This is a genomic window from Streptomyces sp. NPDC090798 (genome assembly GCF_044768965.1).
Classification (GTDB): Bacteria; Actinomycetota; Actinomycetes; order Streptomycetales; family Streptomycetaceae; genus Streptomyces.
The window spans coordinates 1-11,478 of the sequence record NZ_JBIVXA010000011.1; the positions used below are offsets into that span (position 1 = coordinate 1).

The 11,478-nt window shown below is 69.6% G+C and carries 11 protein-coding genes and 1 rRNA gene; 10 read left to right on the forward strand and 2 right to left on the reverse strand.

The features are described 5' to 3' along the window. From rrf to ACIQTP_RS23855, 10 genes are all read left to right on the forward strand, one after another. Nucleotides 1-90, forward strand: a 5S ribosomal RNA gene (gene rrf / locus ACIQTP_RS23810); the annotation flags it as partial. Between the two features lie 74 nt (nucleotides 91-164). Beyond that, entirely contained in the window at nucleotides 165-809 is a 645-nt protein-coding gene (locus ACIQTP_RS23815; protein ID WP_402034287.1) for an HAD family hydrolase, read from the forward strand. Between the two features lie 134 nt (nucleotides 810-943). Beyond that, nucleotides 944-1,666, forward strand: a complete 723-nt coding sequence (locus tag ACIQTP_RS23820) for a VC0807 family protein (protein ID WP_403402772.1) — start codon at nucleotides 944-946, stop codon at nucleotides 1,664-1,666. Between the two features lie 60 nt (nucleotides 1,667-1,726). Then, complete coding sequence (locus ACIQTP_RS23825) at nucleotides 1,727-2,986, forward strand: MFS transporter (protein ID WP_403402775.1); 1,260 nt, start codon at nucleotides 1,727-1,729, stop codon at nucleotides 2,984-2,986. Then, nucleotides 2,937-4,109 (forward strand): acetoin utilization protein AcuC, encoded by a 1,173-nt coding sequence (locus ACIQTP_RS23830; RefSeq protein WP_403402778.1) that lies wholly within the window; start codon nucleotides 2,937-2,939, stop codon nucleotides 4,107-4,109. The genes ACIQTP_RS23825 and ACIQTP_RS23830 overlap by 50 nt, the downstream gene beginning before the upstream one ends. Nucleotides 4,110-4,632: 523 nt before the next feature. After that, the gene (locus tag ACIQTP_RS23835) at nucleotides 4,633-5,448 is read left to right on the forward strand and encodes a phosphatase (RefSeq protein ID WP_403403387.1); all 816 of its coding nucleotides are present in this window, start codon (nucleotides 4,633-4,635) and stop codon (nucleotides 5,446-5,448) included. A 129-nt stretch (nucleotides 5,449-5,577) separates the two neighbouring features. Beyond that, complete coding sequence (locus tag ACIQTP_RS23840) at nucleotides 5,578-5,790, forward strand: helix-turn-helix domain-containing protein (protein WP_004984898.1); 213 nt, start codon at nucleotides 5,578-5,580, stop codon at nucleotides 5,788-5,790. Between the two features lie 165 nt (nucleotides 5,791-5,955). Continuing rightward, complete coding sequence (locus ACIQTP_RS23845) at nucleotides 5,956-6,054, forward strand: 30S ribosomal protein bS22 (protein ID WP_003948845.1); 99 nt, start codon at nucleotides 5,956-5,958, stop codon at nucleotides 6,052-6,054. A 405-nt stretch (nucleotides 6,055-6,459) separates the two neighbouring features. Beyond that, on the forward strand, nucleotides 6,460-7,524 hold the full coding sequence (locus ACIQTP_RS23850; RefSeq protein ID WP_402035964.1) for an NAD-dependent epimerase/dehydratase family protein: 1,065 nt from the start codon (nucleotides 6,460-6,462) through the stop codon (nucleotides 7,522-7,524). Between the two features lie 14 nt (nucleotides 7,525-7,538). After that, complete coding sequence (locus tag ACIQTP_RS23855; protein ID WP_403402781.1) at nucleotides 7,539-8,621, forward strand: lysophospholipid acyltransferase family protein; 1,083 nt, start codon at nucleotides 7,539-7,541, stop codon at nucleotides 8,619-8,621. Between the two features lie 78 nt (nucleotides 8,622-8,699). Here the strand turns inward: ACIQTP_RS23855 and ACIQTP_RS23860 are convergent, their stop codons facing one another. Both ACIQTP_RS23860 and ACIQTP_RS23865 read right to left on the reverse strand, forming a co-directional pair. Next, nucleotides 8,700-9,923: a DUF5667 domain-containing protein gene (locus tag ACIQTP_RS23860; protein ID WP_403402783.1), complete on the reverse strand. Its 1,224-nt coding sequence runs from the start codon at nucleotides 9,921-9,923 to the stop codon at nucleotides 8,700-8,702. A gap of 272 nt (nucleotides 9,924-10,195) precedes the next feature. Then, nucleotides 10,196-10,975 (reverse strand): ECF subfamily RNA polymerase sigma factor, BldN family, encoded by a 780-nt coding sequence (locus ACIQTP_RS23865; RefSeq protein WP_168494317.1) that lies wholly within the window; start codon nucleotides 10,973-10,975, stop codon nucleotides 10,196-10,198. Between the last annotated feature and the right edge of the window lie 503 nt (nucleotides 10,976-11,478).

The following is an 11,478-nucleotide window of genomic DNA, read 5'->3' on the forward strand; positions in this document are numbered from 1 at the left end:
CCCGGTTACATTCCGAACCCGGAAGCTAAGCCTCACAGCGCCGATGGTACTGCAGGGGGGACCCTGTGGGAGAGTAGGACGCCGCCGAACTAATTTTAGGGAGAACCCCCGTACCGGGAAATCGGTACGGGGGTTTTCTGCGTTCGGGGGTCTAGGGTTTTGTCATGCGCTATGACTTGGTGATCTTCGACAATGACGGCGTCCTCGTGGACAGCGAGCCGATCTCCAACACGATCCTGGCCGCCTATCTGACCGAACTCGGGCACCCGACCTCGTACGAGGAGTCCATCCGGGACTACATGGGGTCTGCCATGCACCGCATCCACGAGCTCGTCCAGGAGCGGAGCGGACAGCGGCTGCCGGAGGACTTCGACGACGTCTTTCACGGGCGGGTGTTCGCCGCCTTCGAGCGGGAGCTGCAACCCGTTCCCGGTGCCGTGCAGTTGCTGGAGAAGCTGGCCGCGGACGAGGTCCCGTACTGCGTGGCCTCCTCCGGGAGTCATGAGCGGATCCGGGTGGGGCATCGGAAGACCGGGCTCGACCGGTGGTTCGACGAGGGGCGTGTCTTCAGTTCGCAGGACGTGGGACGGGGCAAGCCGGCACCCGATCTGTTTCTTTACGCGGCCGAGCGGATGGGCGTGGCGCCGCAGCGGTGTGTCGTCGTCGAGGACAGTCCGCTCGGGGTGCGGGCGGCGAACGCCGCCGGGATGGACGTGTACGGGTTCACCGCCATGACGCCGGCCGCCAAGCTCACCGGTGCCACTCAACTCTTCTCCGAGCTCGGTGAGTTGGCTGACCTGCTGGTATGACGGCACCCATCGCGCGGCACTGACATTTGTCACGCCGAGCTCCGGACGATCGTTTCTGTTGGCGAGTGGGGTCCGACCGCGAAGCTGAGTGCATCGGAACGGGACGTACACAGCGACGACGGAGGGACCCGATCATGAGCATCACGGCCATCGAGACCAGCACTGGAGCGACCACGGTCGAGGCACCGGCCGCCACGAGCGCCGAGGCCGCCGCCAGGCCCAGCTTCCTGCCGCTGATCCTCGACGTGGCGGTGCCCGTCGGGTCGTACTACCTCCTCAAGATCGGGTTCGGCATGAGCACCATGGCGGCCCTCGGCTGGAGCAGCGTGGTGCCGGCGGTGCGGACCGTGTGGAGCGCGGTGAAGGAGCGCAAGGCCAACGCCCTGGCCGGGCTGATCCTGTTCGTCAACGTCGTCGGGCTGGCCCTCAGCCTCGTCGCCGGTGACCCGCGGCTGATGCTCGCCAAGGACAGCGGGGTCAGCAGCGCGATCGGCATCGGCATCCTGGTGTCCGTGAAGCTCGGCAGGCCGATGATGACGGCGGGCATGAAGCCGTTCCTCATCAAGGGCGACGCGGCCAAGGACGCCGCGTGGGACCGGCTGGCGGTCGGCTCCCCGCGGTTCCGGAAGGCCGAGCGGACCTTCTCCCTGGTCTGGGGCGTGGCACTGCTCGGAGAGTGCGTCGCGCGGGTCGTGGGCGCGTACACCCTGCCGGTCGACACGATGGTCTGGCTGGGCACGGTCGTGATGATCGGTGCGATCGCGGTGGCGATCCTGGCCGGTGGGCGGCTGGCGGTCGTTCCGATGGAGAAGATGCTGGAGAACGAGGTCGCCGGGGCCACCCAGCCGAAGAGTTGAGCAGAATTCATCTTCGGCTGGATCTACCCACCGGTATGCCGGGGCCCTACGCTCGCCGCCATGACAGATGTGCTGCGGCGCGGTAGGGCCTCTTTGGCGTTCAGCTTCTTTGCTCAGGGCGCCACCTTTGCCCTGCTCGTGACGCGCATTCCGGCCATCCAGGACCGGTACGGCGTCTCCGACGCGCTGCTGCCCGCGTTCCTGGCCGCCGTCCCGATCCTCGCCGGGGTCGGCAGCGTGACGACCGAGCAGTTGGTGAAGCGAATACGGCCCAGTCGGCTGCTGCGCTGGTCCCAGCCCGTTGTGCTCCTGGCGCTGCTCGGGGTCGGGTCGGGGGACCGGCTGGTCGAACTGGCGGTCGCGCTCGGCGCCTTCGGCCTCGCGGTCGGCGCGCTCGACGCCTCCATGAACATGCTCGGGGTGAGCCTCCAGCGGACCTACGGGCGCAGCATCATGCTCGGTTTCCACGCCACGTACAGCCTGGGCGGGATCGTGGGCGCCTCGCTGGCGTGGGTGGGGGCGCACTGGCATCTCTCGTTGTTCGTGTCCTATCTGCCGGTGGTGCTCGTGCTGCTGCCGGCGGCGTTCGTGGGGAGTCGGTGGTACGTCGACGGGGGCGCCGCCCTCTCTGGTCCTGGTCCTGGGGCTGACGCCGACGCCGATGCCGATGCCGAGGCCGGGAAGGGGCAGGGGGAGAGCGGGGCCCTGGTCTTCAGGCTGCTGTTGCCGCTGTGTCTGGTGATGACGTTCGCGTACATCGGGGACTCGACGGTTTCAAACTGGAGTGCGAAGTATCTGCAGGACGTGCTGGGCAGTTCGGAGCAGTTGGCGACCGTTCCGTACAACGTCTACATGGTGATGACGCTGGTGGGGCGGGGCGTCGGGGACTTCGGGGTGCGGCGGTTCGGGGCGGTGGCCGTCGTACGGCTGGGGGCGGTCGTGGCGGCGTTGGGGTTCGCGGTGGTGGCGGTGGCGCCGGGGGCCTGGGTCGGGATGCTCGGGTTCACCTTGCTGGGGCTGGGGTTGTGTGTGCTGGTGCCGCAGACGTTCGCGGCAGCCGGACGGCTGTTTCCCGGGGCTTCGGATGCGGCCATCGCGCGGCTGAACATCTTCAATTACGTCGGGTTCTTGATCGGTTCACCGTTGGTGGGGGCGTTGGGCGACGCCTGGAACTACCGGGGCGCCATGCTTGTACCGATGGTGTTGGTCCTGGCGACGTTGGGGTACGCCCGCTCGTTCGCGCCCGAACCGGACCGATACGGTGACGGACATGAGCGGCCGCGCACAGCTGATGTGGGACGAGGCAGTAACGGGCTATGACTTCGGCCCGGACCATCCGATGGATCCGGTCCGGCTGGCGCTGACCCGGCGACTGGTCGATGCCTTCGGGCTCGACCGGGAGGTGGATGTCGTCGCGGCGAAGCCGGCCGGGGAGTCGACGTTGCGGCTCGTGCATCGTGAGGACTATGTCGAGGCGGTCAAGGCCGCGTCGGTGGATCCGGGGGCCGCGGACGCCTCGTACGGGCTCGGGACCATGGACGATCCCGCCTTCGCGGGAATGCACGAGGTGTCCGCGATGATCGCCGGGCAGTCGGTCGGGGCGGCGGAGGCGGTGTGGCGCGGGGACGCGCTGCACGCGGTGAACTTCGCGGGTGGGCTGCACCATGCGATGCCGGGTGGGGCGTCCGGGTTCTGCATCTACAACGACGCCGCGCTCGCGATCGCGCGGCTGCTGGAGCTGGGGGCCGAGCGGGTCGCGTACGTGGATGTCGATGTGCACCACGGGGACGGGGTGCAGGCGGCGTTCTGGGAGGACCCCCGGGTTCTGACGATCTCGCTGCACGAGCATCCGCGGACGCTGTTCCCGCAGACCGGGTGGCCGGAGGAGACGGGGGCCTCCTCGGCGGAGGGCTCCGCCGTCAATGTCGCGCTGCCGGCCGGGACCGGGGACGCGGGGTGGCTGCGGGCGTTCCACTCCGTGGTGCCTGAGCTCGTCGCCGACTTTCGGCCGCAGGTGCTTGTCACCCAGCACGGTGCCGACACCCACTTCGAGGATCCGCTCGCTCATCTCGCCGTCTCGCTCGACGCGCAGCGGGCCGTGCAGGTCGCCTGCCACGACCTGGCGCACGAGTACGCCGACGGGCGGTGGGTCGCGTTGGGTGGGGGCGGGTACGCGGTCGTGGACGTCGTGCCGCGGTCGTGGACGCATCTGGTCGCCGTCGCGGCGGGGCGGCCCATCGACCCCGAGACGGTGATTCCCGAGAGCTGGCGGCAGGAGGTCTTCGCTCGTACGCGGCAGTTGGCGCCCGTGCGGATGACGGACGGGCGGTGGCCCGTGTCCTGGAAGGGGTGGGAGTCCGGGTACGACCCGGCGGACCGTCTCGATCAGGCGATCGTCGCGACGCGCCGTGCGGTCTTCCCTCTACGGGGCCTCCTCCCCTGACCCTTCTTCGCCCCCGCCGCCCCTACCCAACCCATCCCCAGGGGCTCCGCCCCTTCGACCCCAGCGGGGCTGCGCCCCTGCACCCCCTGGGGGCTGCGCCCCCGGAACCCGGTGGGGCTGCGCCCCTGCGCCCCGGGTTCCCTCGCGGGGCGTTGCCCCTGGGACCCTGGGCCCCTGGACCCCTGGGGGCTTGGTCCCCGGATCCCCGCAGGGCTGCGGCCCCGCACCCCGGGGAGTTGCGCCCCCGCACCCCGGGGAGTTGCGCCCCCGGGTCCCGGCGGGGCTGCGGCCCCGCACCCCTGGGGGCTGGGCGCCCGGATTCCTGTACCCCTGTACCCCCGGCCTGTTCTCGGTGGGGGCTGTTCTGGACCTCTGTGGAGGGCGGGCTCGCGTGCTCTGTCTGGGGCGCTCGGGCTTGCCGTGCCGCCTGGGGATAGGGGGCCAGAGTGTGCATTACGCCAACTGTGGGGCGTTTTCGGGAAATTCGGGGTGAAGGGGGGTCATGTGCGTCAGCATCGCTGTCGTGTTGAGCACCGGAGCATTACGTGCGCACCTGCTGGCGGCCCGGTTGGCCGGGCCCGTCGCCACCTCGCGTGAGGAGAGTCTGCGGAGCTATCGGCTCTTCGCGGCCCGCGATCCCCGTGTGCTGCTCGGGCTCGATCCCGAGTGGACGTGGGAGCAGCGGGACCTGATCGAGTTGATGGCCGACAAGTGTGGGGTTTCGGCCGATCCGACGCACACGAGTGGGCATGATGTGATCGACCCCGAGCGGACTCTGGTCGCGCTCGACTCCTTCGCGGCGCGACTCGGAACGGCGGCCCGGAAGCGCGAGGCGGTACTCCTCGGGACCGGTCACCCGCACCGTCTGCTCGGTTTCTACGCCGCCCTTGCGGACGCCCTGTCGGCGGCGGGATGTAACGTCCTCACCCCCGCGCAGGGTAGCTCTTTCGACATAACGACCCGGTTCGGTCTACGCACGTACAACCTTGACTACGTACAAGGTGTCGCGCTGGTACGCGAACCCGGCGCGCAAGCCCCCGGTGGTGCGACCGGCGCGCATACCCACTCACCGCTGCCGGTTCGGACCGTTCTGGCGGCCGCCGCGGAGGGCGGCGGGCCGCTCCCGGAACTCGTCATCGGGGACCACGGCTGGGTCTGCGGAGCAGGTCAGCTGGGGTTCGAGGCCATGGGGCTGGCCGATACGGACGATCCTGCGCTCTTCGTCGGAGAGGCAGAGGGGCGGGTGTCCGTCGTCGTTCCGCTTGATGACGCTGTGCGGTCTGATTACTACCGACCGCTTACTCGCTATGTACTCAATCGAGCGTGTCTGTCACAGTAGGCGGCCGATGCCATCTCCTCTTCCCCACTCGCATCACCCGCCCCTACATTGGGGAGTGAGCACGCAACGACGAAGAGTCACCGGAAGGGGAAGCCGGTGGCCGTCGAGTGCGGAAGGTTCAGGTGTGTCATGGCTGCAGCTGGCGAGAGGCCTCTGAACGAGGTTCAGTTCCTTACCGTGGCGGAAGTCGCCTCGGTGATGCGAGTGTCGAAGATGACCGTGTACCGCTTGGTGCACAGCGGTCATCTGCCGGCGATCCGGGTGGGGAGGTCCTTCCGGGTGCCGGAGCAAGCGGTTCACGAGTACCTCCGCGAGAGCTATGTGGGGGTGGAGACAGCCTGACGGTTGCTTCGAGGGGTTCCCGAGGGGTCCTTGCGGCCGCCTCGGGAATTCACTCGGATCCCCTCGATTACGACCTCAGCGCTCGGACGGGTAGGCTGGCCCCTCATAGGTCGTGTGGGCCCATGCAGCCCAGCACCGAGTAAAGAGAAGTGAGCGAGGGTAGTCGTGGGCTCTGTTATCAAGAAGCGGCGCAAGCGGATGGCCAAGAAGAAGCACCGCAAGCTGCTCAAGCGCACTCGCGTTCAGCGTCGCAACAAGAAGTAGGGCCGTGCCCCGCATCGCCGGGGCCCGTCCTTGCGCTTGTGCGAGCGCTGCGAACGGCGCGCTCTGTGGCCCCCCACCGGCCGGTGGGGGGCCACAGCCGTTTTCCGGCCGGGGTCGGGGCCCTCGGCTTCCGCCGTCGCGGCTGCTTTCGCCCAGAGCGGGTACTTTCCGCGGAGGGCGGGCGCGTGTCTCCTGCGCGAGGGCCCCGGAGGGCGATGCTGTGCATACGCCCATGTGCCGGGTGGCTTGGTCTGATCGTATGTCCGTGGCTGTCGTCACTTCGTGCATCGGGTGGTCATCACAGCGCAACATCAACCCGCTAGGTTGGCGGCACACGGGGAACACGGCAGGGTACGAGCAGAGCTACGTCCGCTCATGTCCAGAACGGGAAGAGAGGCGCTGATCTTGGGGAAGGTCGTGCTCGTCACCGGAGTGGCCCGTCAACTGGGAGGCCGGTTCGTACGACGGATCCAGCGTGACCCTCAGGTGGACCGGGTGATCGCAGTGGACGCGGTACTGCCCGAGCACCATCTGGGCGAGGCCGAGTTCGTCCAGGCCGACATCCGCCAGCCCACGATCGCCCGCGTGCTCGCCGAGCACTCCGTCGACACGGTCGTCCACATGGACGTGACGGGCATCGCGCTGGGCGGCGGCGGCAGCCGGACGACGGTCAAGGAGACCAACGTCATCGGCACCATGCAGCTGCTGGGCGCCTGCCAGAAGTCCCCGTCGGTCAAGCGGCTCGTCGTGAAGTCCAGTACGAACGTCTACGGGTCCGCGCCGCGAGATCCGGCCGTGTTCACCGAGACCACCCCGCCCAAGTCGCTGCCCAGCGGCGGCTTCGCGAAGGACACGGTGGAGGTCGAGGGGTACGTGCGTGGCTTCGCGCGGCGCCGGCCCGACGTCGCCGTGTGTGTGCTGCGGTTCGCGAACATTCTCGGGCCGAGCGCCGACTCACCGCTCGCCTCGTACTTCGCGCTGCCGGTGCTGCCAACCGTCTTCGGCTACGACCCGCGGCTGCAGTTCGTGCACGAGGACGACGTGATCGAGGTACTGCGGATCGCCTCGCACGATCCCCAGCGCGGCACTCTCAACAGCGGCACCTTCAACATCGCCGGAGACGGCGTCCTGTTGCTCTCGCAGTGCGCTCGACGCCTGGGCCGCCCCACGGTGCCCCTGCTGCTGCCGGCGCTCAGCTGGGCGGGCACGGCGGTGCGTACCCTGGGCGTGACGGACTTCTCGCCGGAGCAGCTGCGGCTGCTCACCCACGGCAGGGTCGTGTCGACGAACCAGATGCGCGAGACGCTGGGCTACAAACCGAGATACTCGACCGCGGAGACCTTCGCGGACTTCGCACGCAGCCGGGGGCCCGGACTCCTGCCCCCCGAGGCCCTCGCGGGGGCCGTCGACCGGATCGCCGCGCTGCGTTACGTGGGCGGCGGCCACCCCCCGACACTGAGCGCCAACTGAGGAGCGCATCGACGATGGCGGACGCCAAGGTCATTCCGTTCGACGACGACCGGTCGCGCGGGGGTGCTGTGCAGCGCCCGCCGCGGCGGCGGGCCGCGGGGAGCCGGCGCAAGGGCGATCCCGTGGCGGTACGTGAGGTCCAGCCCCTGCCCGGCCGGTCCTTCCCGCAGGATGATGTTCCTGTGACGCGTGAGGAACAGCCGCCTCAGCCGTCGACGCCGAAGAACGCGCCGTCGACGTCACAGGCGCGGGAGAGCGGCGGGCTGGAACGGCGCGTCGCCGGTGGTCTCGCCTTCCTGCGCCGGCGCCTCACCGGTGACTACGAGATCGATGACTTCGGGTACGACCAGGAACTCACCGAGCAGGTCCTGATGTCCCTGATCCGGCCGCTGTACGAGAAGTACTTCCGGGTCGAGGTGAAGGGCATCGAGAACATCCCGACCGAAGGCGGCGCGCTGATCGTCGCCAACCACTCGGGCACCCTCCCGCTGGACGGCCTGATGATGCAGGTCGCCGTCCACGACAACCACCCCGAGAGCCGCCATCTGCGCCTTCTCGCGGCGGACCTGGTCTTCATGCTGCCGGTGGTCAACGAGCTGGCCCGCAAGGCCGGTCACACCCTCGCCTGCGCCGAGGACGCCGAACGGCTCCTGGAGCGCGGCGAGCTGGTCGGTGTGATGCCGGAGGGCTTCAAGGGCATCGGCAAGCCGTTCGGCGAACGCTACAAGCTGCAGCGCTTCGGCCGGGGCGGGTTCGTGTCGACGGCCCTGCGGCAGGGCGCCCCGATCATTCCGTGCTCGATCGTCGGCGCGGAGGAGATCTACCCGATGATCGGAAACGCGAAGACGCTGGCGCGGCTGCTGGGTTTCCCGTACTTCCCGATCACGCCGACCTTCCCGTGGCTGGGTCCGCTGGGCGCTGTTCCGCTCCCCACGAAGTGGACGATCCAGTTCGGCGAGCCGATTCCCACGGACGGCTATCCGCCGGAGGCCGCCGAGGACCCGATGCTGATGTTCAACCTGACCGACCAGGTCAGGGAGCAGATCCAGCACACGCTGTACAAGCTGCTGGTGCAGCGCCGGTCGGTCTTCTTCTGACGGACGTTCCGCCGGTGACGGACGTACGAGGCTGGGGGCGCCCTTCCTGAGAAGGGCGCCCCCAGCCTCGTACCGGAGCTACTTGCTGTCCTCGCTGTCGATGCCCAGGCCCGGCAAGAGACCGGGCAGCAGCGGGGGCAGGGTGACGTCCGGCGCGCCGCTCGTCGGGCTGGACTTGCCGGCCGACGGGGACGAGCTGGTGGTGTCCTTGGGCGGATCCAGGAGGCCGCCCGTGGTGCCGCCGAGCAGGCCCCCGCCGGTGCTGCCGGAGCTGGACGGCTTCGGCTTGCCGCTGCTGTGGCTGCCGGTGGTGGAGCCGCCGCTGGCGCTGGGCGCCGGACGGTCCGTACCGGACGATGAGCCGGGGGCGTCCGAACTGGCACCCCGGTGACGGCCCGTGCCCTCCTTCGCCGGGGTGCCCGGCAGCAGCGGGTCGACCTCTTCGTCTATGGCGGCGAAGACCGAAGAGACCTGCTGACTGACGTCGCCGAGCTGGACGGGCAGCCGGTCGCGCAGCGCGCCCCAGGCCTCGCGGTGCGACTGGGCGAAGGCGGACAGGGTCTGGATGGGGCCCAGCGAACCGTCCCGCTCGTACGCCTCGTACAGCAGGCGGTGGCCCTCGGAGGCGTCGTGCTGCATGCCCGACAGGGCGCGGCGGATCTCGCCCAGGGACTCGTGGTCGAGGTGGCCCGAGCGGCCTCGCTCCATCAGCCGGCGTGCCTCGCTCAGGCGTGTGGACGCCTGGTCGAGGTAGAGCTCGCCGCGGTCGCTGTCGCCGTGGGCCAGGCCGAGTTGGATGTCCTCCATGCCTCGTTTGAGCCCGTAGAGCGAGTCACCGGGCAGGGCGTCGGAGCTGGCGGCGGCCACGCCGCCGAAGGCTCCCGCGGCCACGCCCACGGTGAGCCCGCCCGCGGCCAGGCCCTTGGACAGACGCGAACGCGGTCGCAGCTTGCCCAGTCCGGTCGCCCGATGTGCGCCCCGTGCCCGGTGCGAGCGCTGCTCGGGCACGGAACGGTCCGGGCCTTCGCCCCCCGCGGCGGTGCCTTCCAGCAGCATGGCCTCCATCGCTGCGACGAGCTGGGCTCGCTGCACGACCTTGACCTCGGGGTCCAGCTCCGGTTTGGGCAGCTCGCCGAGACCGGTGGCGAGGGCCAACAGCAGGCCCTGCTCGGTCTGTTCCGACGCAGCCCGGGACGGTGCCGATCCATCGGGCTGCTCGGCCGCCGTGCCCTGGTCGGACTGCTCCTCCAGGGCCTGGGCGAAGGCGTTCGCCCGCCGGTGTGCCGATACGTTCGCGATCACTGGCGGCACCTCCTCTCGTCAAGACGGTCGACTCCCCAGGGGGTCCTGAGGGTTGCACGCCCCGAGCGCATCCACACGATCGAGTGATCGGCGATAGCCGGGTCGTGACCACAGGGAGCCTGTATCCCGCACAACGAGCGTCGCGGCACTTGGGTTACGGACGATGGATGATCGGACCGCGAAGTCAACGGACTTTTACGGAAGGTGAGTTGCGCGTCGCTGAGCGTGTTGGATCACTATGGCGTTCGTACGGACCGGTGTTCGTACGGGTTTCAGCGGGCGTCGTCCGGGAGGAGCCGAGCCAGGGTGCGGACGGCTCGGTACTGGAGGGTCTTGATGGCGCCCTCGTTCTTGCCCATCACCCGGGCGGTCTCGGCCACCGAGAGCCCTTGCAGGAAGCGCAGGGTGACGCACTCCTGCTGCTGGGGGTTGAGCCGTCGTACGGCGTCGAGCAGGGCCGCGTTCGACAGTGACTCCAGGACGGAGTCCTCGGGGCTTCGCTCGACCTCGTTCGCGTCGAGCATTTCGCCGGTGGTCACTTCGAGTCGGAATCGGCTCGATTTGAAGTGGTCCGCGACCAGGTTGCGGGCGATGGTGACCAGCCAGGCGCCGAAGTCGCGGCCCTGCCAGGTGAACGTTCCGATGCGGCGCAGGGCGCGCAGGAACGTCTCACTGGTGAGGTCCTCGGCGGTCGCCTTGCCGCCGACGCGGTAGTAGATGTAGCGGTACACGGTGTCGCTGTACTGGTCGTAGAGGCGGCCGAAGGCGTCGGCCTCGCCGGCCTGGGCGCGTTCGACGAGATCCATCATCCGGGCGCTGTCGCTGTCTGCGGCCGGGCGGCGTGCGGTGGGCGTGGCGGCCGGGCCCGAGCGGCCTCGTCTGCCGACCGCCGCGCTGCCCTCGGCCAGGGCGTAGCAAGGGCCGAGGGGCGCGGGGACGGCGGCGAGGGCGGGGACGGCGTACGCGGTGGGGACGAAGCCGCGCAAGCGGTCCAGGACCGTTGCGCGCAGCGTAGCCAGGCCCGAGGCGTCAACCCCGACGTGTGAGTACACGGGACTCCCAGAGGCAGAGCTTCCATCACGTGCAGTGCGGGACCGTTCACCCGTCGTAGCGACGGAGGGGTACCGGTTTGCGTCTGAGGAGAATAACGCTTCGTACAGGCAGCGCTACACCGAGTTGCTCAAATCATCGATTACGTCGCTTCTGTAACTGATTGACGCCTGATCAAGTGCCGGACGGTGACCGGTTGTTGATCGGATGGGTTCGGGTTCGTCTGGGTGCGGGGCGTGTTGTGGCCGTGTGGGGGTGGGGTGACTGGGTGGGGGGTCACGGGGGTAGGACAGGGGATTGGCCGACTTCCGGCGGGGTGTCCTGGGGGCTTCGCCCCCAGACCCCTGGGTGGGTTCTTCGGGTGCGGGTGGGTGGGGGCCGGCCGCGGGGGGGGGCGCCCCCCCCCCCCCCCCCCCGGGGCGCCCCCCCCCCCCCCCCCCCCGCGCCCCGCGTGTGGGGTTATCGAAAGGCCCGCCGGACCGCGGCCGAGCAAGGGGCGGCGGGC